Raw genomic sequence first — 23,418 nt, 5'->3', positions numbered from 1 at the left:
GTGCAATTTTCAGAGAACACTCTGAAAAGTAAATCTGGTGATGATGGCGTAGAGGAAACACTCCTTTCCATTCCGAACAGGAAAGTTAAGCTCTATAGCGTCGATGGTACTGCACGGGCGACTGTGTGGGAGAGTAGAACGTTGCCAGGTTAATATGGCTCGATAGCTCAGTCGGTAGAGCAGAGGACTGAAAATCCTCGTGTCCCTGGTTCGATTCCTGGTCGAGCCACCAGATAAAAAGCACTAACATTTGTTAGTGCTTTTTTTATACCCTATAATTTTTTTACTTAAGTTCTTCTAAGACAGCATCAATATGTCCTTTAACCTTAACTTTTCTAAATTCTTTTATTAAATAACCTTCTTCATTAATGATAAATGTACTTCGTTCTATTCCTAAAACTTTTTTGCCATACATATTTTTTTCTTTGATAACATCATATAATTCACAAACAATCTTATCTTCATCACTTAATAAAATAAAGGGTAAATTAAATTTCTCAATAAATTTATTATGTGAATTTAAGTTATCTTTACTTATTCCAAGCACTATAGCATTTTGATTTGTGATTTTATCTATATTATCTCTAAAATCACATGCTTCTGTAGTACATCCTGGTGTATTATCTTTAGGATAAAAGTATAATATTACTTTCTTTCCTATATAATCACTTAGTTTATGTTCTTTTCCATCAGACCCCATAAGAGTAAAATCTGGTGCTAAATTTCCTATTTCCATTATAACATCCTCCTTTTAAATCTTATATAATTATAATACTATTAATAATTATTATCAATAAATAATATAAATACTGATCGTAAAATTAGATTAATTAGATAAATATTATATATTTTATTATAAACTCTGTTATAATTAATAAGAATTAAAATTTAAAATAAAGGAGATATTTCAATGGAAGATAAAATTTTAGTTACCATAGCAGGCAAAGAAATTAAAGAATCAGATTTACAAAATATGATAATGAAGTACCCAGCTGATAAAAGAGCATATTTTGAAACAGTAGAGGCAAAGAAGCAATTATTAGAACAAATGGTTTCATTTGAGTTAATCAACATGTTAGGTAAAGAGTTAAATATACAAGACACAGAAGAGTATAAGGAAAATGTAAGACAGGCGGAAAATGATATATTAACTCAGCTAACATTAAATAAATTATTATTAGAAGTTACTGTTACAGATGAAGATGCATTAAATTATTACAACAATAATAAAGGGGAATTTACTCAACAACCTACAGTTTCTGCAAAGCATATATTAGTAGATTCAAAAGAACTTTGCGATAAAATTAAGAGTGAAATAGATTCAAAGGAATTAACTTTTGAAGAAGCAGCTATGAAATACTCAACTTGTCCTTCTAAAGAAGAAGGTGGAAATCTTGGTGCATTTGGAAGAGGAATGATGGTTCCAGAATTTGAAGATGAAGCTTTCAAATTAGATATAAATGTTGTGAGTGAGCCAGTTAAAACACAATTTGGATATCATTTAATAAAAGTTGAAGATAAAAATGAAGGAAAAGAAATAGCATTTGAGGAAATAAAGGCTCAAATAGTTAATAAGCTGTTACAAGAAATGCAACAAAGAAAATATTTAGATGTTGTAAAAGAATTAGAAAAGAAGTATGGAGTTACTAGAGCTTAAGAGATATTAAAAAAGGAATTGATTCATCAATTCCTTTTTTGTTTTATAATAATTCATTAAAGCTAAATATGTATCTATCTGATAATTCTATCAAAGTATCTTTCTGGTTTTCTGATGCCTTATCATATACTGAGTAGACATGCATGCCTGCAAGTTTAGCTCCTTTAACGGCTTGTACAATATCTTCGAACACTAAGCAATTTTCAGGTGCTATACATAGTTTTTTTGCAGACAATAAATATATATCTGGATTATCCTTTGATTTCTTTACGTCTTCAGTTGTAGTTATTGTATCAAAATATTGATATATATTATTATTTTTTAATGTAGCTTCCAATAATTCAACTGAATTACTAGTTGCTAATGCTATTTTAATTCCTTCCTTCTTTAATGAATCTAAATATGGAATTACGCCTTCTTTTAATTTAATAGTATTAGAATAGTGATAAAAGGCCATATTATGCCATGTAGAAATTATTTTATCTATATCATCATTTATATTAAATTTATTTTTAAAGTATATTGCTGTTTCTGTTAAAGTAAGATGAGTGATCTCTTCTTGAAGATTTTCAGGAACAGGATAACCAAAGTTACCTAGATACTCTTTATCTATTTGAGCCCATATTCCCATTGAATCTATTAATGTTCCATCTAGATCAAATATTACTGCTTTAATATTATTCATATATGTAAACCTCCTATTAGTTATTATTCAACATAATATTATAATAAGTTAAATATTTAGCTTAGTTATATAATTATTTTATTAAAAGTTTTATTTATATAAAAAAGTTTTAAAAAATTATAGCAATAGTGAAACCTTTTTCATATACTTATTTTAAGTAGAATTTTGAAAAGGGGATAAGATTTATGTGGATATTAATATTGTGTGTCTATATATCTATAATACCAATAGTATTAATTTCTTGTAAATCTATTGGATTTGATGATGAGCTTAAGGAAGTAAATGATTATATAGATTGTAACTAGCTATATAAATAAATCTGTGAATACTAAAATAAATCCAATTTTATTTTATAAATTATAAAAAATAAAAAATCCTCTCGAAAAGAGAGGATTTTTTGGTCGGGGTGACAGGGATTGAACCTGCGACCTCATGGTCCCAAACCACGCGCGCTCCCATCTGCGCCACACCCCGAAGTACATTATAATTATAGTAAGTATAATCTATTATGTCAACACTTTTAAAATAAAATATTAAAATTATTTCTATGGCAATTAATAAGTATAAGTTCATAATATTAGCATTAAATTATGTATAAAACAATATAGATTTTATGCATTTAAATAGAAATATAAGTTATACTGATATTATCTTTACTTATAGCTATTAAATATGATATCTTTTAAGTAAATTATAAATTTTACTTATAGTATATTTATCTTTAAGTTGTTTAAGATATTCAAAAGTAAATATTAATGAATTTAATAAAGCAATACTAAATCTATATTTCTAATTTTAAATTTATATAATATATAATTTGCTTGGAGGTCAAAGTTATGAGAGGAAGTACTGTAGTTATTATTTTAGGAAGTATAGGATTTTTATTAATGGGACTTTTATCATTAAAAAGTAAAAAGATGAGGAATTTCTTGAAAGATAGTGGAGTCTATAATGATATTGAGAAGTTTATGAAGCTTAACGGAATATTTAATATATCTATAGGTCTTGTAGGGATTATTTTAGGTGTATTAGATTACACATTCATAGAAAAATCAAAATATATAGTAATAACATTTATAATTGTTATTGCTATAGCATCTTTTATACAAAGTAAGATGCTGAAAAAATACAGGAATATATAAAGTTATATATTCCTGTATTTTTATTTGAACAAGTCTTTTTTTCTTACAGTACTATCAATTACAGCATCGATAAATTTATGTAGAAATTATTTGTAAAACTATTATATAAATGATAGTATATAACATATAATTATAAAGAGATTTAGATTAATTTAGTTATGTTTACATAACTAGTAATTATCCAGATATGTACAGTATACATTTACATTGTCTAAATATCTCATTTTAAAAAAAATTACCATTGTCCAAGCTTTCCATAAGTGTTATAATGGTAATATATCACGTAGGGAGAGGGGGATGGTCTAAGGACCAAACATTTATGAAAAAGAAGATTTTATCTATTGTTATGGCTGGTGCTTTAACAATAACTTCGGTAACGCCAGTTTTTGCTACTCCTAATCAGGAAGTAATAGAGAATCAACAGAAATATGATGACATAAGTAAGAAGATTGAGGATATTCAAGGGAAGATATATAGTTTAAATGAACAAATAGCACCATTAGCAGAAAAGGTTGACAACAATAAAAAGCAAATGGATTCTATTAAGGATGAAGTAGAAAATACTAAGAAAGAAATAGAAACTTCAAAGGTTGATATTTCAGAAAAAGAAGAAGTATTAGGAAAGAGATTAAGAGAGCTGTACAAATCAGGTGGACAAGGTAGTTACTTAACACTTTTATTTAGTGCGGATAGTTTTAGCGATCTTATATCTAAATTAGATTCTGCTACTAGACTTGTAAATATTGACAAGAAAATAGTAAAAGATTTAGTAGATAAGAAAGAAAAATTAGATGAAAAAGTTACTTCACTGGAAGAAAAAAGAAATGAAATAGCTAAGATAAATGAGGAAGTTAAGAAAGATTTAGATGAGTTTACTGGAAAGAGACAGGAGCAAGAAGCTCTTATTGCAGAAGTAGAAGCAGAAAGGGCTAAATTTGATGAAGAGTTCTTATCTGTTGCAGAAAGAAGTTTAGTTGAACCACAACTAGCGATACTAGAATCATCTAGTTCTATCACTGATCTTCAAAGTGCTATAAGCCAATTAAGAAGTATCAGAGATAACCAATTAAAAAGCCCTACTGTAGTAGAAGAGATTAATAATTCAATAGAAGCTGCTAAGGTTAAATTAGAAGAGTTACAAGCTCAAGAAGAAGCAGCAAATAAGCCAAGTATACCAAATAGAGGACCTGGATCATCAGCTTCAGGTAATGCAATAGTAGATTTTGCATATGGATATATTGGTGCACCTTACGTTTATGGGGCTGCAGGTCCAAGTAGTTTTGACTGTTCAGGATTTACTAGCTTCGTATTTAGAAATGCAGCAGGAATAGATATAACAAGAACTACCTATACACAAATTGGGGTTGGAACTCCAGTTTCATATGGAGAAATGCAACCTGGAGATTTAGTATTTACTTATGGTTTAGATCATGTAGGAATATATGTAGGTGGTGGTCAATATATACATGCTCCTCAGCCAGGAGATAGTGTTAAGGTTTCACCAGTTACATCATTCTACGCTGCTAGAAGAGTACTTTAATTAGAATTTAATTAATATTTATTATAAACTCCGTCAAAATTTGGCGGAGTTTATTTTCTTTAATATTATATTAGCAAATCTTTTGTTAATTGAAAGTTTATTAAATAGTTATAAAGCAAATGGTTTATATGATATAATCTAGAATGGATATAATATTAATAGCGTGTAAATAAGCGATAAAAATTTTATAATCAATAGTATTGGTTTATTATAATAGTTGATAATAAAAATATAGTTTTAGAAATAATTTGAGGTATTTAAAATGAATAGAGAAGTTAGTTTATTAGAAGATGAATCTATTGATGATTTACAATTAGATAACTTGTATTTGATCCAAAAGAAGTCTGGATTTAGATTTGGTGTAGATGCAGTTTTATTATCAAACTTTGCAAATGTAAAGAAAAGACATAGAGTCATAGATTTATGTACAGGTACTGGAATAGTTCCTTTTTTATTATACGGAAAATATAAACCAGCAGAAGTTATAGGAATAGAAATTCAAAATGAAATGGTTGAAATGGCTAAAAGAAGCAGTAAGTATAATGAATTAGAAGATATTATTAAATTTGAAAATGCTGATTTAAAGGATATGAAATTTTTGAATAAATTAGGAAAGTTTGATGTTTTAACAGTCAATCCTCCATATAAGTTAAATAACTCAGGTATATTGAATCCTAATGATAAGTTAGCAATAGCTAGGCATGAAGTTTTATGCACATTAGAAGATGTAATAATAGCAGCTAGAAAACTCTTAAAGGATAATGGAAGAATGTATATGGTACATAGACCTGAAAGGCTAATAGATATATTTGAGCTTATGAGAAAACATAAGATTGAACCTAAAAGAGTTCAAATGATTCAGCCTAATAGCAAAAAGGCTCCTAATATAGTATTAGTTGAAGGTCAACGAGATGGCGGAGCTTATTTGAAGTGGGAAGCACCACTATATGTATATAATGAAGATGGTAGTTATTCAGATGAATTAAATAAAATATATGGTAGGGAGGTCTAGATTTATGGAAAAAGGTAAGTTATATTTAGTACCAACTCCAATAGGAAACTTAAAAGATATAACATTGAGAGCTTTAGAAGTTTTAGAAAATGCAGATATAATAGCTGCAGAGGATACTAGGCAAAGTTTAAAGTTATTAAATCATTTTAACATAAAGAAAAGCTTATTTAGCTATCATAAACATAATGAGCAAGGTAAGAGTGAAGATATAATAAATAAACTAAAGGGTGGCATGAACATAGCACTAATTACTGATGCAGGTACTCCAGGAATATCTGATCCGGGAAGTGTTATAGTTGAGAAGTGCATAGAGCAAGAAATTGAATTTGAAGTATTACCAGGTGCAACAGCAATAACGACTGCTTTAGTTTACTCAGGGTTAGATACGACGAAGTTTATATTTAGAGGATTTTTACCAAGAGAAAATAAGGAAAGAAATTCTATACTTGAAGAAATTAAAAATGTTAGAGATACTATAATCTTATATGAAGCTCCACATAGATTGTTAGATACCTTAGAATATTTATTAAATAATATAGGGGATAGAAAAATTGCAATATGTAGAGAGCTTACGAAGCTTCATGAAGAAATCTATAGGGGAAAAATATCATCGACATTAAAATATTTTATAGAAAATAGACCGAGAGGTGAGTTCGTCTTAGTAATTGAAGGTAAATCTGAGGATGAAATAAAAGCTGAGAAAGAGGCTTTATGGAGCGATTTAACAATAAAAGAACATTTATTAAAGTTGATAGAAAGTGGAATAGAAAAAAAGGATGCTATAAAATTAGTTGCAAAAGAAAGAAATTTACCTAAAAAAGAAGTTTATAAATACTCAACAGAACTATAATTAAATCCCCTATGACTTCATATAGTCATAGGGGATTTAATTATAAATAATCTTTTAAGTATTAAAAATTATTTTTTTAATTCTGTTAAACAATTTTTACAGATGTTTTTACCTTTGTAATTTACAACATCTCTAGCATCTCCACAGAAGATACAAGCAGGTTCATATTTCTTTAAGATTATTTGTTCACCATCTACATAGATTTCTAAAGCATCTTTTTCAGCTATATCTAATGTTCTTCTTAATTCAATAGGAATAACTATTCTTCCTAGTTCATCTACTCTTCTTACTACACCAGTTGATTTCATTATATTTCCTCCTTAAAACAAGTTTCGACATCTTGCAAGTTAATATTACTAAAAATGTAATTAAAAGTCAATATAAAAGAGAAAAATTTTCAAAAATACATATTTAAATTGCCTTTCAAAGTCATAAATACAATATACTACCATAAATTAGAAAAGTCAATACTATTTAATCAAATTTCCAGATAAATAGCAAAAAATGTAGAATGGCTTGTCCACTAGCTTATGAAGGGAAAAAAGTATTTCAACAAAATAAAATTAAAAAAAAGCTAATAAAAAAAGAAAAAATTGTAAAAAATAATAAGGATTATAAATTTTATTATAAGAATTAAATATTTTGAAAAAATTAAGAAACGATAGTTATTTTTGTTGACTTTTAAAGAAATAATAGAATAAAATTAAACAGGCAGAAGTAACTTGTAATAAGTTTATATATACTATATAATTAAAATAAGAATAAATATTTAGAGGTGAATATAATGGTAAAGAAAATAGATACTAATTATATAACAGAAATTGCAGAAGAAATGTCTAATAGCACTATGGTTGGTTATGAGGATTTACCTAAATATGATCTATTTTTATCTCAAGTTATAGATTTTTTAAATGATAAGTTTATAGAAGATAAATATACAAATAATATAGTGCAAAATTATATAAAGAGTGAAGTTATTAGCAAACCAGAGGATGGAAAAAAGAGGGGATATACTAAAATACATCTTATACAATTAGTACTATTAAGCTATATGAGACCAGTATTAACAACGGAAGAAATTAAAAAGGTTTTCAGATTGGCATTTAATGAAATAAATGATAGATCAGATGATATAATATCTTGGGAAAAAGCATATAAGATATTTTCAGAAACTCAAAGTGAAAGCTTTAAGGATTTCCTAAGTAAGCCAGCTGTAGATGAAGAAAAGTTAGATAACATAATATCAGAATTAAAATTAAATGAAAAAGATGAAAATAGTATAAGAACATTTGTTATTGTAATGTCACTTATTGCACAAGCAAGTGCTATAAAAAAATTAGTTCAAAAGATAGTGAATGAATATCATTCAGAATAAATATTATAAAAGTTATATTAATTTAATAAATAAAATTAAAAATCATCATCTAAGTGCATATGTAAATAGTGGGGTGATTTTATGGAAGAGATAGTTAACTTAGTAGCTAATCTAGGCTTTCCTATAGCAATTTCCTTATATTTATTAATAAGAATAGAAGGGAAGCTAGAAAGTCTTACTAATAGCATAAATAATCTATCACAAACTATAAATTCAATTAAATAAAAGCTTTCAAAATAAGGTATTGTTAATAATAAGTAGCAATACCTTATTGATTTTAGAGCCTATTAAATATTAGCTTTTAGGATTATAATATATATATGTTTTGCTTAATGCAGTATTTATTAAGACTAGCAATATATTAAATAGTTAATATGCTTATTTAAATAAAATAGTAAAAATAGAAGCATATATTATTTAAAATATATAGATAGGAAAGAACTTTAATGAAGAATAAAATAATTATTAAGGAATCTGTTAGAGGAATAATAGAATATGTTTTAAAAACTGGTAGTTTAGATGATAGGTATATGGGAAAAAGTAGAGCTCTAGAAGGGACGTTAGCGCATCAAAAACTACAAAGTAGTAATGAGTCAATATATAGTCAGTATCAAAAAGAAGTAAGAATGGAACATGCCTTTGAAATTGGAGATGTGACATTATTAGTGGAAGGAAGAGCTGATGGTATTATTATAGAGGATAATAATATTTACATAGAAGAAATAAAATCCACAATGAAATCGCTTATATATATAGATGAAGATTATAATGAATTACATTGGGCTCAAGGAAAGTTTTATGCATATATATATTCTATTCAAAATAAATTGGAAGAAATAAATATAAGGTTGAGTTATTTTAATATAGAAACTGAAGAAGTAAAAAGCTTTGATAAAAGATTTAGGTTTAATGAATTAGAAAAGTATATTGATTTTATAATAAATGAATATAAAAAATGGATATTATTAAAGTCTAAGTTAAATAGTATAAGAAACGAATCTATAAAAGCATTAAAATTTCCTTTTGATAATTATAGAAAAGGACAAAAGGAGTTAGCTGTTACTTGTTTTAACACAATAAAGGAAAAAGCAGTATTGTTTGCTCAAGCACCTACAGGAATAGGCAAAACAATATCAACTATATTTCCTGCTGTAAAATCTTTAGGAGAAGATAGAGGAGAAAGAATTGTATATTTAACAGCTAAAACAATAACTAGAACTGTAGCAGAAGAATCGGTAAATAAGTTAAAGGATAATGGGCTTAAGTGTAGAAATATTACATTAACATCCAAGGAGAAAATTTGTTTTAAGGATAAAACTAATTGTAATCCAGAGCACTGTGAATATGCAGTAGATTACTATGATAAGGTAAATGATGTTATATTTGATATGCTTGGAAAAGAAGACAACTTTACAAGACAGAAGATTGAAGGATATGCGAGAGATAATAAAGTATGTCCTTTTGAGCTATCATTAGATTTGAGTTTATGGTGTGACATAATAATATGTGATTATAATTATGCTTTTGATCCTAGGGCAAAATTGAAGCGCTTTTTTGAAGAAGATGTTGATAAAAATATATTACTTGTGGATGAAGGTCACAATCTTGTGGATAGAGCTAGGAATATGTTTAGTGCAGAAATCTATAAGAGTAAGGTAATGCAAGCAAGTAAACTTATAAAGGGGAAAGTGCCAAATCTATATAAGACATTAAATTCTATTAATAAGGAATTAATAGAAATACGAAGAGAAGTTCAAGAAGCTGAAAGTATTAGTATCTATAAAAAGGATCAGTATAAGGACTTATATAAATTACTAAGAATATTTTTAAAGGAATGCGATGAGTATCTTATAAAGTCTGTAAACACAGAAGGTTATGATGAAATAAGGGATTTATATTTTGAAATAAGAAGCTTTATATCAATTTCAGAGCTTTATAGTGATGAATATGTAACTTTAGTAGAAGTTAATAAGAACGATGTTAAGGTTAAGTTGTTTTGTGTTAATCCATCTAAGAACTTATCTAAAGTAGTACAAGAAAGTTATTCTACTACAATATTTTCTGCAACACTAACCCCAATAAATTATTATATAGATTTGCTTGGAGGGGATGATAAAAGTTATAGAATAAAATTGCCATCGCCATTTAAGAAGGAAAATCTAAGGATTTATGGACATCCGCTTAACATGAGATTCAAGCAAAGAGAAAATAATGTTGATAATCTATGTGAATTAATTTATAGATTTGCAAATGAGCAAATAGGCAACTATATGGTATTTTTACCATCCTATCAATATCTAAAACAGATATATCAAAGATATATAGAGTTATATGGTGAGGAGAATACTATTTGTCAGAATGAAATTTTAACAGAATCCCAAAAGGAGAATTTTATAAATAAATTTCAAGATGGCGCTAATATACTAGCCTTTTGTGTTATAGGAGGAATATTTTCTGAGGGGATAGACCTACCAGGGAATAGGCTTATAGGAAGCATAATAGTAGGAGTAGGATTTCCTAAAATATCTAATGAGGGAGACATAATAAAGGATTATTATGATGAAAAAGGGTTTGATTATGCATATATATATCCAGGAATAAATAAAGTAATGCAAGCAGCTGGAAGAGTCATAAGAACAGAAACAGATAAGGGGAGAATATTACTTATAGATGATAGATATTTTACTTTAAAGTATAAAAGCTTGCTTCCAAAAGAGTGGAATATAGTTAAATAAAATAATAAAGGGGGAGTATAAATGAGAGTGATTGACTTAAGTCATACTATAAATAAAAATATGACTACATATACAAAAGATGAGAAAATTGAAATATATAATATAGCTACAATTGAAAAGGATGGATTTAATGAGAAGCTATTAAGACTATGTACACATACAGGAACTCATATAGATGCGCCAAGTCATATGATTAACAAAGGAAAAACTATTGAAGAATTTAATATAAGTGAATTTATAGGAATAGCATTTATGATTGATATTTCTAATATTAAGGAAGTAACAATTAGTGATTTAACTCAATATGAAGAAGAGTTAAGGAACTGTGATTTCTTAATATTAAAAACAGGATGGGAAAGGCATTGGGGAACAAAAAGCTATTTTAATGATTTTCCAAGTCTAACTGAAGAGGCAGCAAAATGGATTTGTGATTTTAGTTTAAGAGGTATAGGCATAGATGCTATATCAATTGATAAGTTTGATAGTATAGATTTTGAAATACACAATATTGTGTTATCTAGAGGCAAGCTTATAATCGAGAATTTAACAAATTTGGATGATATAAATAGTGACAAATTTACTTTAGTAGCTACTCCATTAAAGATAGAGGATGGAGATGCTTCACCTGTTAGAGCAATTGCACTAACGAATTAATGTTTAAAGTGTACAAATATAATTATGTTTTAATTATTAGGCAGGAATATAAGAAATATCGATATCATGTATAAACTTAATACTTAATATCGATATTTTAGTTTTAAAATAAGTTAATGTAATTTTAGTATTATAAATTAAAATATAGTGTATAAAATAAAATAGCTAAAATTAATCTATATATAAGTCGTAGCTGGCTTTAAATGATTCTCCAACGCTAAGTTTTTGAATTCCTTCTTTATCTTTAAATTCTCCATTAAAATTATAAAAATCTGCATGTCCATACCAAGGCTCGATACAAACAAAAGGTGCGCCTGTTGGTTTAGTCCATATAGCTAAATAAGGGAATCCTGAAAAATCCATGGATAAGCTCTTATTATGATTTTTAGATTTTAGGCTTATTATATTTGATTCCAAATCACCAAAAACTATAGCATCATCTTTAAATAAGTCTAAAGATAAGTTTATAATATTTTCATTATTGAAAAATGGCTTCTTAGTACCTGTAAAGTATCCTAAATTACTATTAAGTTCCATTAAATCAGAAGTTTCTTTTTTATTTAACTCAAAGTAATAATCTTCAAATTTTTCTCCATCCATTAATGGACACATAAATGCAGGATGGCCACCAATTGAGAAGTAGATATCTTTGTCATCAAGATTTGTTACATTATAACCAACTTTAACTCCATTATCTAAAAGTTCATATGAAAGCTTTAAAGAAAATTTATATGGATATACTTTTAATATATCTTCAGACCATAAAAGTTCAAAGACGATATAATTATCATCTTTTTCAATCATATTAAACTCTCTAGTTCTTGCTAGACCGTGTTGTGGTAATTCATATTCTTTATTATCAACAATATACTTTCCATCTTTAACTTTTCCAACTATAGGGAATAAGATTGGAGAATGATATTTCCAGTACGCTTCATTTCCATTCCATAAATACTCAATTGAGTTTTTTTTACTGAACAAGTTATTAAGTTCTCCACCAAAGGTATCAGTAGAGATTTTTATGTTTTCGTTTTCTAAAAAATACTTCATCATAAACACCCTTTCTGTTTTATATAGCTTACATAGAAATTATACTATATTGGAAGTTTTTTAGAAAGAAATAGATAGCTTTGCTTATATATTTTAAAGTATTGTAGTATTATATATAAAGTAACAGTAAAATAAGATAGAATATTATAAATTAATATATTTAATATAATTTATATGTTTGATATATAATATAAAAGATTAAATAATAAATAATGTGGTGATTTAATGAGTAAGGATAAGAAGGAGAATAAGAGATCTGTAATAGATAGTATAATATATTTCATTGTAAAAATTAATAATGATGATATATTTGCTTTAGGAGCTCAGCTTGCATATTATTTAATATTAGCCTTTTTCCCATTTTTAATATTTTTATTAACTTTAATAGGATTTAGTAGACTAAATTCAGCAGATATTTTAGATGGATTAAGGACTATATTACCAAATAATGTTTTTACTTTAGTAGATACTACAGTAGTTGAAATAGTAGATACTCAAAATGCAGGTTTATTAGGAGCATCTATTGTTCTTTCAATGTGGTCTGCATCTTCAGGATTCAGAGCTGTAATAAAGGGGGTTAACAAGGCTTATGATATTAGAGAACATAGATCTTTTATAAAAAGAGCATTTATAGCAATATTTTTTACATTAGCTTTAGCGTTAATAATAATGTTAACTTTAGCTATGTTAGTATTTGGAGAGATAATAGGTAAATATTTAATATCAGTATTTCCATTTCAGAATATATTAAGGAATATATGGAATATAAGCAGGTATATAGTAGTTATACTTGCGATGATTTGGATATTTGCATGTATATATAGATATACTCCAGCTAGAAAAATTCCTTGGAAAGAGGTCTTTCCAGGTGCCATTGTAAGTACTTTAGGATGGATAGTAGTTTCACTAGCATTTTCATATTATATAAATAATATAGCTAATTATTCTAGGTTATATGGAAGTGTGGGAGCTGTATTTATATTAATGACTTGGCTTTATATTACATCAATGATATTAATTTTAGGGGCTGAGATAAATTCAGTTTTATCAATAAGAAAATCAATGTAGATTCAAAGATTAAGAAGTTAAATAGTTTCTTAATCTTTGAGCATATAACAAAATGTTTATTAGAAATATATAATATTTTGTTTATTTTTGTATAGAAAAATACTAAGTGGATATACTCAAAGAAGAAATATTCAGGAGGTGCAAAAATGAATAAAATAGTATTATTAGGAAAATTAATAAGGGACCCTGAACTTAGAGCACTAGAGGGAAGTGATAAAGTATTCACTAGATTTATAATTGCAGTAGATAGAAATTTTAAAGCACAAGATGGAACAAGAAAAGCAGATTTAATCCCAGTTACAGTTTGGGGAAGAAAAGCTGAGGTAGTCTGCCAATATATGAGGAAAGGAAGTTATATAAGTTTAAGCGGAAGATTAAGAACTGGAAGCTATGAAGATAAGGATGGAAATAAAAAGTATATAGCAGAAGTTGTAGCAGAAGATTTTAAATTTGTAGGAAATAGAAGGACTGATAAAGAATTAGAACAAGCAGAAAATTTAGATGATTTTGCAAATTAAAGCTTAAAATATAAATTAAAATAAATAGTGTAAAAGGGTAAGCAATAACTTAGAGCTTACCCTTTTACATTTAATATAACATTTGAAATTAAGACTTAAATTGTACCTTTACTTAATACAGTTGCCTTATCTTCTTCATTTTGAATTCCATTAATTATCTTAACTGAAGAAGATATATCACCAATTAATATTCCACCTACAAGTTTATTGTTAGCAAAGAATAGTTTTGAATATTTATTATTTGTATTATCAACATAACCTATTTTTTCTAGATTAGGATCATCGAAGTTTATAGTTCCAGCAGAGAATATTTGAGTATTCATTGCTGCAAAGACTGTTGATGAAACAAATTTTTCGAATTTAATATTATCACCAGTAGAATTAGCACCAGCAACTTTTCCCATTTCTATTGCAGCTGGCCAGTTTCCATAATAAACTCCATCTAGTTCAGCTACATCACCACAAGCATAAATATCTTCTACATTTGTTTGCATATATTGGTTAACAACAATACCTCTATTACATTCAATTCCTAAAGGCTGAGCTAAGAAGATATTAGATCTAACTCCAACTGAGTATATAATAGTATCTACATCAATTAACTTTCCACTCTTCAATTGAATTGATTTAACTCCAGACTCATCTGCATTTATAAAATCAACAGCTTCTCCTAATAAGATATTTACAGGAGTTTTATTTACTAAGCTTTCAAATAATTTAGATCCTTCTGAGTCTAATTGACGAGGAAGCATTCTTTCTGCTAATTCAACTACTGTAACATTAATATTACGTTTTTGAATTTCCCAAGCAGCTTCTAATCCTAATAATCCACCACCAATAACAACAACATTTTTTGAGTTTGGTAATTCATTTTTAAGAGACTCTACATCAGAAAGCTTTTTGATTGTATGAATGCCCTTAACAGTATTATAAGTCCAAGAATTTATTTCTACTTCTGAATCATTAAATTTAACTTTAGTTGGAGGAACAAAATTGTAGCTACCATTTGCTAAAACTAGTTTATCATAACGAATTCCTTGCTTATTATCTAACTTTATTGTTTTTGTTTCTTTATCTATGCTATTTACGTTAGCTCCAAGAATTTCAATTATATTATTTTCTTTATACCAATTTGTTTTTGCAAGGTAGAAAGTATCATCAATTTCTTCAGTTATTAAATCTGAAAGTTGAGTTCTAACATATGAATGTTCTGGCTCATTTGATATAATCTTAATAATAGCACTTTCATTTCTTTCTTTTATAGCTTTTGCAGCATAGAATCCTGCAGCACCATTACCTATGATTACATAGGTTTCTTCCTTATCGATTGAGTAATTTGTATCTTCTCTCTTAATTTCAATAAATTGATCACTTCCAGCTCCACATACAGGACAAACTTCAGGAACAGTTTCAGATTCAAAAATTTCTCCACAAATTACGCATTTCCATAATTTTAAACCACCATTTGTAGGTATTTCTTCTATTGTTGTTTTAGCTTTTGTCATAGGTGTAAAAGCCTTTTTACCTACGATAATTTCTCCAAATCCTAAACCAAATTCATAAGCTTCTTTTAATTCATCATCAGATGGCTTGAAGTTTATTTTTAGGCTCGGGCCATAAAGTTTCATATTTAATTCTTTAAATCTTACTTCCATTCTAGGAATAGCTTCACCACTCCAACCGTATGATCCAAATGCAGCTGCCAATTTTCCGCCGTGAACAACTGGGTTTAACTTTGAAAGTATGTCACGAATTGGTTCAAGTAATTCACCAACTATAGTAGGTGAACCACATAATAATCCATCAGATTCTCCTATGCTGTTAACTATATCACCTATCTCATGATGTATAACGTTAAATAATCTAACTTCAATGTTACCAGCAGCCTCTATGCCTTTGGCTATTTCTTTAGCTAGTGTTTCAGTGTATCCGTATGCTGAAACATAAGGAATCGTAACAATCTTCTTTCCATCTTTGGCTGGACTTTCAGGAGTACTCCACTTTCTATAAGTTTCAACTATTTTCATTGGTTCTTCCACTAGAACTGGACCATGTCCTGGTAAAATCATATCAATTTCTAAATTTTCAATCTTCTTAATGGCTTTTAATACATATGGCTTATATGGTCCAAAAATACAATCAAAGTAGTATTTTAGTGCTTCCATGTAATGATCTTTATTTTCAACTTTACTATTTATTATTGCTTCAGATGAATAGTGAGATCCAAATGAATCACAAGTTATTAAAACTTCATCTTCAGGGACATAAGTGTATATTGAATCTGGCCAATGTAAGAAAGGAGCTGAAATAAATTGTAATGTTTTATTTCCCAAGCTTAATGTATCTCCATCACCAACAGTTATAGATTCAAAATCTCTATTTGCAATTTTTTTCATAAATTTAATCGCGGGAGCTGAACCGACTACTTTAGCATTTGGTGAAATTTCTAACAACTTAGCAACTGATCCAGCGTGGTCAGGCTCCGTATGGTCAACAACGATATAGTCAATATTAGTAATATCTAAATCTAAATCTTTTAATCTTTCTATATATTCATCAAAAAATTCAACCTTAACAGTTTCAAATACAGCGGTCTTTTCGCTACCTTTAACTACATATGAGTTATAGCTTGTTCCATAAGGTGTGTACATAATAATATCAAAAATTCTTAAATTTGGGTCAAGAGCTCCAACCCAATGTATATTTTTTTTTAACTCTAAAGATTTCATAAATCGACACCTGCCTTAAATTAATATTATATAATAATAATTATTATAAAAGTTACTATAAAAAATATTATATGTCTAATTATTAACAATATCAATAACTATTTAAAATATTTATTATAAATTTGCATTTTATATTCTTAATTCAAATAAAATATTTTTTTATATCAAAAAATTATAATTAAATGTAGTTTAACAATAATAAGCTAATATTATTACTAAATCAGCAATATAACTATAAATTAGATAAACCTAATAATAGGAAAATACTTAAATCGACAAATGAACTATAGGTTTTTTGAGTGAAAATTTAATTGAAATTAATTGATGTTATATATCTGAAATCTACAAAGAAAATATTGTAAAAATATAAAGGAATATTTTATATATGAAACAAACAATGTTTGACATTGTTTTAATATTATCTATGTTATGTTTTTAATGTAGTGGTTAATAAATTAATTAATAGCTGATAAAGGGGGGAATAAAATGTATATTGTTGATAGCTTGTACAATGTTACAAAAAATGAAGAAAAAGAAAGCAGATATGCTTATAGGATTATAAGTGAGGACTTCTATGGTGGACAAGCATTTGGTATAGAGGCAGAGAGGCAAGATTTAATAGAAGGAAATGTAGTAAATATAGAGAGGGATGAAATCAGAAAGATTTCAAATATAGAAGAAAAAGTTAAAGAACTTCTTAGTTTGATACATGATAATCAAGTATCTCCAATACACCTTGTTGACATATTAGGAGAGTATGTTGATGAATATGTATCAGATTTTAATTTATAATTTTAAAGTATGGGTAAAAATCATATAAAATCTAATATTTATAGTAAAATATATTTAGAGGTGATTTTTATGATAATTGGAATAGGAACGGACATAATTGAAATAAATAGAATAAGAAAAGCTGTGGATAAAACAAATGGGTTTGTGGAAAAGGTATTTACAAATAAAGAAATAGAAATGTTTAAAGAGAGAAATATGAGATATGAAGTAATTGCAGGAAATTTCGCAGCTAAAGAAGCAATAAGCAAATCATTTGGTACTGGTATAAGGGGATTTTCATTAAGAGAAATAGAGGTTTTAAGGGATGAGTTAGGAAAGCCAATAGTATTTTTAAGTGATAATATAGATAGATTAATAGGAAAATCATATAAATTGAATTTATCAATATCACATAATAATACATCAGCAATAGCCTTTGCTATTTTGGAGGAATCATAATGTATATAATGTCAACAAATAAATGTAAAAAGGTAGATAGATACACTATAGATGAGATTGGGATACCAAGCATAGTCCTCATGGAAAATGCAGCAAATGAGATAGTAAATAAAGTAGTCAACTTAGGAGAAAAATTTATTGTTTTTTGTGGAAATGGAAATAATGGTGGGGACGGATTAGCTATTGCAAGAAAATTAATTTTAAAAAATAAAGATGTTTATGTAGTTATTATAAACAGAGCTGGTAAATGTTCTAGCGATTTTTCTATTAATCTAAATATATTAGAAAAGATTACAACTAATATTGCCTATATAAAAACTGATGAAGATATTAAAAGTTTAATACCTACATGTAACAATTATAATATTGCGATAGATTGTATTTTTGGAGTAGGATTAAATAGAAATTTAGATTCTTTTTATATAAAATTAATTAATATCATAAATGAATGCGTTGGTATAAAAGTGAGTATTGATGTTCCATCAGGCCTAAATGCAGATAATGGGGAGATAATGGGGGCATCTATAGAAGCTGATATAACTTATACGTTTGAAGTTATAAAAAGGGGATTTATTGAGTATAAAGCATTAAGTTATTTAGGGGAGCTTAATGTTTTGAATATAGGCATTCCAGAGGATGCTAAGAAAGTTAATTCGGAAAATATATTTATTTTAGATAGGGATCAATATGCACAAATATTAAAAAAGAGAAGTTTATATGGTCATAAAGGAAAGTACGGAAAAGTTGCAATTTTAGCAGGTAGCAAAGGATATACGGGAGCAGCATATATAGCTACTGAAGCATGTGTTAAATCAGGGGCCGGTTTAACGACTTTAGTGTCTTCGAAATATGTACAAGATAAATTAAGTTGTAAGTTAATTGAAGCAATGACTTTAGATATAGAGGAGAGAGATAAGGTAAAAAAACTATTGAATGATTCAGATGTAATTGCAATAGGACCTGGCATGACTGAAGAAAAAGTATATAAAGATATATTGAGTGATATAGGGAATCATGGAGATAAGTTTTTCGTAGTCGATGCAGGTGCACTTCAATTAATAGCAAGAGATAAGAGCATGATGAATGCTTTAAAAGGAAAAGCGATATTTACTCCACACCCAGGAGAAATGGCAAGGCTTATAGGTAGATCTATATCATTTGTTGAAGATAATAGACTAGAGGTAGCTAAGAGATATGCAAAGGAAAATGAGATTATAGTTGTATTGAAGGGATATAATACTGTAATCACAGATGGGAATAATGTTTACATAAATAATTCAGGTAATAGCAAAATGGCTTCAGGAGGCATGGGGGACTGCCTAACTGGAATTATTTCAGCGTTAATAGGACAGAGTCATTCACTTATAAATTCAGCCTTGCTTGGCACATATATACATGGAGTAGCAGGAGAATTTGCATCCCATGAAAAATATTGTACAGTAGCATCTGAAGTTATAGAAAATATATCTAAAGTTATGAATTATATAGTTGGTTAAAGATTAAAGTATGAATAAAATCTGATTAAGGCTAATATTAGTAATTATAAATAGTAAAGCTTTAGGAGGGTTTATGAAAAAGAAATTATTATTAATACTTATGGTGTGTATACCTTTTATATCAATTATTTTAGTAATATTATTTAGAGCTACAGCAGAGCCAACTAATGAGGAAATAATAAAATCTTTAAAAGAGATAAAGTGTTATAGTACAAGAGTAGAATATATAATAAAAAATACGAGAGGAGAAGAACGGGAAGAAACTACACAATATTATTCAAAGGATATTGGTGGTAGAATTGATTTTGGAGAAGATAGATCAAAAATATATAGAGATAATAAAGTGATAGTAAAGGATGGTATTTCGAATAAAGAATATACTATGGAAAATGATATGGATGAGATACATTCGTTAGCCTTTTTAAATAAATTATTATCATATCCTATAGACGAAAATGGAATTAAAGAAGGACAAGAAGAGTGGGGAGATACAGCTTATATAGAGTTTACATGTGAAGTGTTTTTAAAAAATGATCATCTAGATAAAGTCAAAATTTTTATTGATAAACAAGAAAAAACTCCAATAGGAGCTATTATTTATGATAAGGATGGAAAAGACAGAATAAGAATTGTATATAGGGATTTTGAAAAATTAAAGCAATTAGATAGCGGATTGCTAGAATAAGTAAAATAAAAATAACCAGTTCAATATTTAAGTTTGATATTAGTACACGTTAAGAAATTAGAGAAAATGGAGTACATAAGTATAAACAATAGTTTTAACATTAAGAAAAAAATAAAAAGCCAGGTAGATAAGAATTAAATAAATATGGAAAGTCAAAAATAATAATAAATATCATAAAGTGATGCTATTTTTATTCTAATAAGTTATAAAAATACAAAAAAATATAAAAATAGTAAATTAATCAAGAAAAGTGAAACATAAGTTTTGACAAAGTGACATAATTTGCAATATAATTTATTCATACATAGATTTTTACTACCTGGAGGCAAATTATGTCTAAAAATGTTAAAAAACTAAATTTTATAAAAAATGCGGTTAAAATTAAAAAAAATAGTCAATTTATTGAGTGTGATTTAATAGAATATAATGAAAATCAATTTAATACGGAATTTTTTAAATTAATGAAAGCTGGCTATGAAGAGATGGCAAAAATTAATTTGGAGCTTTCACAACTTCCTTTCGAATGCGAATGTGCAGATATTAATGAATATGAGAACTGGCTTTGCGGAGTGTGATATTTCTAATGACGACTATGGTAGTAAAAAGAGGGGATATTTTTTATGCAGATTTAAGTCCTGTTATTGGTTCAGAGCAAGGTGGAATTAGACCAGTTATAATAATTCAAAATGATATAGGTAATAAATATAGTCCAACAGTTATAGTAGCAGCTATAACATCTCAGATTAATAAGGCAAAGTTACCTACTCATGTTGAAATTTCTTCAGAAGAATATGGATTAAATAGAGATTCTGTTGTTTTATTAGAACAGGTAAGGACTTTGGATAAAAAAAGACTAAAAGAAAAAATTGGGCATATGACAGATGCCGATATGAAAAAAGTTAATAAAGCTTTATTAATTAGTTTAAATCTTGCATAAAGTTTTATTTATATAAAAGAGTATATTAAATACTTAAGAAACCCATATTGGGTTTCTTTTATTTATATAGAAAATGACAAGACACAGCGCAAAGTGATATACTATAAATAAATAGAGTAGCACTTTTGCTAATAAATATTATGTTTTATGAAAAAAATAAACAATTAGTATATACAGAATAAAAATATTATGCTAAAATAATTTTAGAAAATTTAGCACAATATAGTTACAGGTAAATTAAAATCTTAGGAGGATAAAAAATGATTAAAAATATTGAAGAATTAAGGTCATTAGCTAAAACTGTACGTGGAGATATAGTTTCAATGTTGACAGAATCATGTTCAGGACATCCAGGTGGTTCATTATCAGCGGCAGATATATTAACTACATTATTTTTTGGAGAGATGAACATAGATCCGAAAAATCCTAAGGATGCAGATAGAGATAGATTTGTTTTATCTAAAGGTCATGCAGCTCCTGTTTTATATAGTGTATTGGCGAGAAGAGGATATTTCCCTGTTGAGGAGTTAAGTACTTTAAGAAAGATTGGATCAAGATTACAAGGACACCCAAGCATGAAATGCTTACCTGGAATAGACATGTCGACTGGATCATTAGGCCAAGGTATTTCAGTAGCGGTAGGAATGTCTTTAGCTGGTAAGATAGATAATAAAGATTATAGAGTTTATGCACTTTTAGGAGATGGAGAACTTGAAGAAGGTCAAGTTTGGGAAGCAGCTATGTCAGCAGCTCATTATAAATTAGATAATTTAACTGCATTTATTGATTTTAATGGTTTACAAATAGATGGAGATATAACAAAAGTTATGAATCCTTCACCAATAGATAAAAAGTTTGAAGCTTTTGGTTGGAACGTTTTGGTAATAGATGGCCATGATATATATGAAATACTTAATGCAATAGAAAAAGCTAAAAATTGCAAAGGAAAGCCAACAGTTGTTATATGTAATACAATAAAGGGTAAAGGTGTTTCATTCATGGAAAATCAAGCATCATGGCATGGAACAGCACCAAATAAAGAACAATGTAAGCAAGCATTAGCAGAAATTGGAGGTAACAATTAATGAGTAAGAAGATTGCCACAAGAGAAGCTTATGGAAAAGCATTAGCTTCATTAGCAAATGTAAATGAAAATATAGTAGTTTTAGATGCAGATCTTTCAAAATCTACCAAAACTGCAGATTTTAAAGCTGTTTGTGAAGAAAGATTTTTTAATATGGGAATAGCAGAAGGAAATATGATGGGTGTTGCAGCAGGTTTGTCTACTTGTGGTAAAGTACCATATGTAAGTACTTTTGCTATGTTTGCAGCAGGGAGAGCATTTGAGCAAATTAGAAACTCTATTTGTTATCCAAAGTTAAATGTTAAAATATGTGCAACTCATGCTGGTCTAACAGTAGGAGAAGATGGAGCATCTCATCAAGCTATAGAGGATTTAGCTTTAATGAGGAGTATCCCTAACATGACTGTAATATGTCCAGCAGATGCTGTAGAAACTGAATCAGCTATAAAGGCTATTGCAGAATATGATGGTCCTTGTTATGTAAGACTTGGAAGAGCGGCAGTAAATGTTATAAATGATGAAAATACTTATGAATTTAAAATAGGAAAAGGTGTAACATTAACTGAAGGAAATGATGTAACAATAGTTGCTACAGGAATAATGGTAGATGTTGCATTAGAAGCAAAAGAAGAGTTGGGAAAGCAAGGAATTAATGCAAGAGTATTAAATATTCATACATTAAAGCCTATAGATAAGGAAATATTAGTTAAAGCTGCAAAAGAAACAGGAGCTATAGTTACTGTTGAAGAACATAATGTAATTGGTGGACTTGGTTCAGCTGTATCAGAAGTAATAACAGAAGAAATTCCAGTACCAGTATTAAAGGTTGGAGTAAATGATGTGTTTGGAGAAAGTGGATTGCCAAATCAACTATTAGAAAAGTATGGATTAACATCAGCTAATGTTGTAGAAAAGGCTAAAAAAGCAATTTCTCTAAAGAAATAACAAGCTTACTATAATAATTTAAAATA

24 protein-coding genes, 2 tRNA genes and 1 rRNA gene are annotated in these 23,418 nt (G+C 27.8%); 21 read left to right on the top strand and 6 right to left on the bottom strand.

Features of this window, described 5'->3' with window-relative positions:
• Positions 1 to 33 precede the first annotated feature (33 nt).
• Both rrf and J2Z25_RS14260 read left to right on the top strand, forming a co-directional pair.
• A 5S ribosomal RNA gene (gene rrf / locus J2Z25_RS14265) occupies positions 34 to 150 on the top strand.
• A gap of 6 nt (positions 151 to 156) precedes the next feature.
• Positions 157 to 232, top strand: a tRNA-Phe gene (locus J2Z25_RS14260).
• A 51-nt stretch (positions 233 to 283) separates the two neighbouring features.
• Here J2Z25_RS14260 and bcp read toward each other — a convergent pair.
• Complete coding sequence (gene bcp, locus J2Z25_RS14255) at positions 284 to 736, bottom strand: thioredoxin-dependent thiol peroxidase (protein WP_209741070.1); 453 nt, start codon at positions 734 to 736, stop codon at positions 284 to 286.
• A 174-nt stretch (positions 737 to 910) separates the two neighbouring features.
• On the opposite strand from bcp, the gene J2Z25_RS14250 reads away from it, so the two are divergent.
• Positions 911 to 1,657 (top strand): peptidylprolyl isomerase, encoded by a 747-nt coding sequence (locus J2Z25_RS14250; protein ID WP_209741069.1) that lies wholly within the window; start codon positions 911 to 913, stop codon positions 1,655 to 1,657.
• Between the two features lie 43 nt (positions 1,658 to 1,700).
• Here J2Z25_RS14250 and J2Z25_RS14245 read toward each other — a convergent pair whose 3' ends face one another.
• Both J2Z25_RS14245 and J2Z25_RS14240 read right to left on the bottom strand, forming a co-directional pair.
• Positions 1,701 to 2,342: an HAD family hydrolase gene (locus J2Z25_RS14245; RefSeq protein WP_209741068.1), complete on the bottom strand. Its 642-nt coding sequence runs from the start codon at positions 2,340 to 2,342 to the stop codon at positions 1,701 to 1,703.
• Between the two features lie 398 nt (positions 2,343 to 2,740).
• Positions 2,741 to 2,816: transfer RNA gene (locus tag J2Z25_RS14240), tRNA-Pro, on the bottom strand.
• A 362-nt stretch (positions 2,817 to 3,178) separates the two neighbouring features.
• On the opposite strand from J2Z25_RS14240, the gene J2Z25_RS14235 reads away from it, so the two are divergent.
• The 4 genes from J2Z25_RS14235 to rsmI all read left to right on the top strand — a co-directional run bounded on the left by J2Z25_RS14235 (position 3,179) and on the right by rsmI (position 6,886).
• Positions 3,179 to 3,484, top strand: coding sequence for a hypothetical protein (locus J2Z25_RS14235; protein WP_209741067.1), 306 nt, complete (start codon positions 3,179 to 3,181; stop codon positions 3,482 to 3,484).
• A 319-nt stretch (positions 3,485 to 3,803) separates the two neighbouring features.
• A complete protein-coding gene (locus J2Z25_RS14230) occupies positions 3,804 to 5,024 on the top strand; it encodes a C40 family peptidase (RefSeq protein WP_209741066.1) in 1,221 nt (406 codons plus the stop codon).
• A 262-nt stretch (positions 5,025 to 5,286) separates the two neighbouring features.
• The gene (locus J2Z25_RS14225) at positions 5,287 to 6,036 is read left to right on the top strand and encodes a tRNA1(Val) (adenine(37)-N6)-methyltransferase (RefSeq protein WP_209741065.1); all 750 of its coding nucleotides are present in this window, start codon (positions 5,287 to 5,289) and stop codon (positions 6,034 to 6,036) included.
• A 4-nt stretch (positions 6,037 to 6,040) separates the two neighbouring features.
• The gene (gene rsmI, locus J2Z25_RS14220) at positions 6,041 to 6,886 is read left to right on the top strand and encodes a 16S rRNA (cytidine(1402)-2'-O)-methyltransferase (protein ID WP_209741064.1); all 846 of its coding nucleotides are present in this window, start codon (positions 6,041 to 6,043) and stop codon (positions 6,884 to 6,886) included.
• 68 nt (positions 6,887 to 6,954) lie between these two features.
• Here the strand turns inward: rsmI and J2Z25_RS14215 are convergent, their stop codons facing one another.
• Entirely contained in the window at positions 6,955 to 7,194 is a 240-nt protein-coding gene (locus J2Z25_RS14215) for an AbrB/MazE/SpoVT family DNA-binding domain-containing protein (protein WP_008676225.1), read from the bottom strand.
• Between the two features lie 476 nt (positions 7,195 to 7,670).
• On the opposite strand from J2Z25_RS14215, the gene J2Z25_RS14210 reads away from it, so the two are divergent.
• The 4 genes from J2Z25_RS14210 to J2Z25_RS14195 all read left to right on the top strand — a co-directional run bounded on the left by J2Z25_RS14210 (position 7,671) and on the right by J2Z25_RS14195 (position 11,650).
• A complete protein-coding gene (locus tag J2Z25_RS14210; protein ID WP_008676226.1) occupies positions 7,671 to 8,261 on the top strand; it encodes a DUF1836 domain-containing protein in 591 nt (196 codons plus the stop codon).
• A gap of 81 nt (positions 8,262 to 8,342) precedes the next feature.
• Complete coding sequence (locus tag J2Z25_RS14205; RefSeq protein WP_083854743.1) at positions 8,343 to 8,486, top strand: YvrJ family protein; 144 nt, start codon at positions 8,343 to 8,345, stop codon at positions 8,484 to 8,486.
• A 221-nt stretch (positions 8,487 to 8,707) separates the two neighbouring features.
• Entirely contained in the window at positions 8,708 to 10,996 is a 2,289-nt protein-coding gene (locus tag J2Z25_RS14200; RefSeq protein WP_209741063.1) for a helicase C-terminal domain-containing protein, read from the top strand.
• Between the two features lie 21 nt (positions 10,997 to 11,017).
• Positions 11,018 to 11,650, top strand: a complete 633-nt coding sequence (locus J2Z25_RS14195; RefSeq protein WP_209741062.1) for a cyclase family protein — start codon at positions 11,018 to 11,020, stop codon at positions 11,648 to 11,650.
• A gap of 171 nt (positions 11,651 to 11,821) precedes the next feature.
• On the opposite strand, the gene J2Z25_RS14190 is transcribed toward J2Z25_RS14195, so the two are convergent.
• Complete coding sequence (locus J2Z25_RS14190; RefSeq protein WP_209741061.1) at positions 11,822 to 12,700, bottom strand: aldose 1-epimerase family protein; 879 nt, start codon at positions 12,698 to 12,700, stop codon at positions 11,822 to 11,824.
• A 225-nt stretch (positions 12,701 to 12,925) separates the two neighbouring features.
• Between J2Z25_RS14190 and J2Z25_RS14185 the strand changes: the two genes are divergently transcribed.
• Both J2Z25_RS14185 and J2Z25_RS14180 read left to right on the top strand, forming a co-directional pair.
• Positions 12,926 to 13,768: a YihY/virulence factor BrkB family protein gene (locus J2Z25_RS14185; RefSeq protein ID WP_008676230.1), complete on the top strand. Its 843-nt coding sequence runs from the start codon at positions 12,926 to 12,928 to the stop codon at positions 13,766 to 13,768.
• Between the two features lie 146 nt (positions 13,769 to 13,914).
• Positions 13,915 to 14,286, top strand: coding sequence for a single-stranded DNA-binding protein (locus J2Z25_RS14180; RefSeq protein WP_008676231.1), 372 nt, complete (start codon positions 13,915 to 13,917; stop codon positions 14,284 to 14,286).
• 95 nt (positions 14,287 to 14,381) lie between these two features.
• Here J2Z25_RS14180 and J2Z25_RS14175 read toward each other — a convergent pair whose 3' ends face one another.
• The gene (locus J2Z25_RS14175; protein ID WP_209741060.1) at positions 14,382 to 17,015 is read right to left on the bottom strand and encodes an FAD-dependent oxidoreductase; all 2,634 of its coding nucleotides are present in this window, start codon (positions 17,013 to 17,015) and stop codon (positions 14,382 to 14,384) included.
• Between the two features lie 486 nt (positions 17,016 to 17,501).
• Between J2Z25_RS14175 and J2Z25_RS14170 the strand changes: the two genes are divergently transcribed.
• The 8 genes from J2Z25_RS14170 (at position 17,502) to J2Z25_RS14135 (ending at position 23,392) form a co-directional block, all read left to right on the top strand.
• A complete protein-coding gene (locus tag J2Z25_RS14170; protein WP_142419327.1) occupies positions 17,502 to 17,807 on the top strand; it encodes a DUF6514 family protein in 306 nt (101 codons plus the stop codon).
• A 69-nt stretch (positions 17,808 to 17,876) separates the two neighbouring features.
• Positions 17,877 to 18,245, top strand: coding sequence for a holo-ACP synthase (gene acpS / locus J2Z25_RS14165; RefSeq protein WP_142419326.1), 369 nt, complete (start codon positions 17,877 to 17,879; stop codon positions 18,243 to 18,245).
• Positions 18,245 to 19,741 (top strand): NAD(P)H-hydrate dehydratase, encoded by a 1,497-nt coding sequence (locus tag J2Z25_RS14160; protein ID WP_209741059.1) that lies wholly within the window; start codon positions 18,245 to 18,247, stop codon positions 19,739 to 19,741. The genes acpS and J2Z25_RS14160 overlap by 1 nt, the downstream gene beginning before the upstream one ends.
• A 73-nt stretch (positions 19,742 to 19,814) precedes the next feature.
• Positions 19,815 to 20,426 (top strand): germination lipoprotein GerS-related protein, encoded by a 612-nt coding sequence (locus tag J2Z25_RS14155; RefSeq protein ID WP_209741058.1) that lies wholly within the window; start codon positions 19,815 to 19,817, stop codon positions 20,424 to 20,426.
• Between the two features lie 332 nt (positions 20,427 to 20,758).
• On the top strand, positions 20,759 to 21,001 hold the full coding sequence (locus J2Z25_RS14150; RefSeq protein ID WP_008676240.1) for a hypothetical protein: 243 nt from the start codon (positions 20,759 to 20,761) through the stop codon (positions 20,999 to 21,001).
• An 8-nt stretch (positions 21,002 to 21,009) separates the two neighbouring features.
• Positions 21,010 to 21,363 carry a type II toxin-antitoxin system PemK/MazF family toxin gene (locus tag J2Z25_RS14145; RefSeq protein ID WP_035284811.1) on the top strand — a complete coding sequence of 118 codons (354 nt, stop codon included), beginning with the start codon at positions 21,010 to 21,012 and terminating at the stop codon, positions 21,361 to 21,363.
• 260 nt (positions 21,364 to 21,623) lie between these two features.
• Complete coding sequence (locus J2Z25_RS14140) at positions 21,624 to 22,448, top strand: transketolase (RefSeq protein ID WP_195624176.1); 825 nt, start codon at positions 21,624 to 21,626, stop codon at positions 22,446 to 22,448.
• Positions 22,448 to 23,392 carry a transketolase family protein gene (locus tag J2Z25_RS14135; protein WP_209741057.1) on the top strand — a complete coding sequence of 315 codons (945 nt, stop codon included), beginning with the start codon at positions 22,448 to 22,450 and terminating at the stop codon, positions 23,390 to 23,392. Before J2Z25_RS14140 ends, J2Z25_RS14135 begins: the two co-directional genes overlap by 1 nt.
• The last annotated feature ends 26 nt before the right edge of the window (positions 23,393 to 23,418 follow it).

Origin of the sequence: Clostridium tertium, from assembly GCF_017873245.1 — a bacterium.
Lineage (GTDB): Bacteria > Bacillota > Clostridia > Clostridiales > Clostridiaceae > Clostridium > Clostridium tertium.
Note: the sequence above shows the minus strand (reverse complement) of the source record. Positions and strands in the feature narration are given on the sequence as shown.

Bases quoted from the DNA above. Each gene is read 5' to 3' on its own strand.
- J2Z25_RS14225 (WP_209741065.1), top strand. From the start codon at position 5,287: ATGAATAGAGAAGTTAGTTTATTAGAAGATGAATCTATTGATGATTTA.
- J2Z25_RS14135 (WP_209741057.1), top strand. From the start codon at position 22,448: ATGAGTAAGAAGATTGCCACAAGAGAAGCTTATGGAAAAGCATTAGCT.
- J2Z25_RS14155 (WP_209741058.1), top strand. From the start codon at position 19,815: ATGAAAAAGAAATTATTATTAATACTTATGGTGTGTATACCTTTTATA.
- J2Z25_RS14250 (WP_209741069.1), top strand. From the start codon at position 911: ATGGAAGATAAAATTTTAGTTACCATAGCAGGCAAAGAAATTAAAGAA.
- J2Z25_RS14145 (WP_035284811.1), top strand. From the start codon at position 21,010: ATGACGACTATGGTAGTAAAAAGAGGGGATATTTTTTATGCAGATTTA.
- J2Z25_RS14235 (WP_209741067.1), top strand. From the start codon at position 3,179: ATGAGAGGAAGTACTGTAGTTATTATTTTAGGAAGTATAGGATTTTTA.
- J2Z25_RS14190 (WP_209741061.1), bottom strand. From the start codon at position 12,700: ATGAAGTATTTTTTAGAAAACGAAAACATAAAAATCTCTACTGATACC.
- J2Z25_RS14215 (WP_008676225.1), bottom strand. From the start codon at position 7,194: ATGAAATCAACTGGTGTAGTAAGAAGAGTAGATGAACTAGGAAGAATA.
- J2Z25_RS14160 (WP_209741059.1), top strand. From the start codon at position 18,245: ATGTATATAATGTCAACAAATAAATGTAAAAAGGTAGATAGATACACT.
- J2Z25_RS14195 (WP_209741062.1), top strand. From the start codon at position 11,018: ATGAGAGTGATTGACTTAAGTCATACTATAAATAAAAATATGACTACA.
- J2Z25_RS14230 (WP_209741066.1), top strand. From the start codon at position 3,804: ATGAAAAAGAAGATTTTATCTATTGTTATGGCTGGTGCTTTAACAATA.
- J2Z25_RS14245 (WP_209741068.1), bottom strand. From the start codon at position 2,342: ATGAATAATATTAAAGCAGTAATATTTGATCTAGATGGAACATTAATA.
- bcp (WP_209741070.1), bottom strand. From the start codon at position 736: ATGGAAATAGGAAATTTAGCACCAGATTTTACTCTTATGGGGTCTGAT.
- J2Z25_RS14140 (WP_195624176.1), top strand. From the start codon at position 21,624: ATGATTAAAAATATTGAAGAATTAAGGTCATTAGCTAAAACTGTACGT.
- acpS (WP_142419326.1), top strand. From the start codon at position 17,877: ATGATAATTGGAATAGGAACGGACATAATTGAAATAAATAGAATAAGA.
- J2Z25_RS14205 (WP_083854743.1), top strand. From the start codon at position 8,343: ATGGAAGAGATAGTTAACTTAGTAGCTAATCTAGGCTTTCCTATAGCA.
- J2Z25_RS14175 (WP_209741060.1), bottom strand. From the start codon at position 17,015: ATGAAATCTTTAGAGTTAAAAAAAAATATACATTGGGTTGGAGCTCTT.
- J2Z25_RS14150 (WP_008676240.1), top strand. From the start codon at position 20,759: ATGTCTAAAAATGTTAAAAAACTAAATTTTATAAAAAATGCGGTTAAA.
- J2Z25_RS14210 (WP_008676226.1), top strand. From the start codon at position 7,671: ATGGTAAAGAAAATAGATACTAATTATATAACAGAAATTGCAGAAGAA.
- J2Z25_RS14180 (WP_008676231.1), top strand. From the start codon at position 13,915: ATGAATAAAATAGTATTATTAGGAAAATTAATAAGGGACCCTGAACTT.
- J2Z25_RS14200 (WP_209741063.1), top strand. From the start codon at position 8,708: ATGAAGAATAAAATAATTATTAAGGAATCTGTTAGAGGAATAATAGAA.
- J2Z25_RS14170 (WP_142419327.1), top strand. From the start codon at position 17,502: ATGTATATTGTTGATAGCTTGTACAATGTTACAAAAAATGAAGAAAAA.
- rsmI (WP_209741064.1), top strand. From the start codon at position 6,041: ATGGAAAAAGGTAAGTTATATTTAGTACCAACTCCAATAGGAAACTTA.
- J2Z25_RS14185 (WP_008676230.1), top strand. From the start codon at position 12,926: ATGAGTAAGGATAAGAAGGAGAATAAGAGATCTGTAATAGATAGTATA.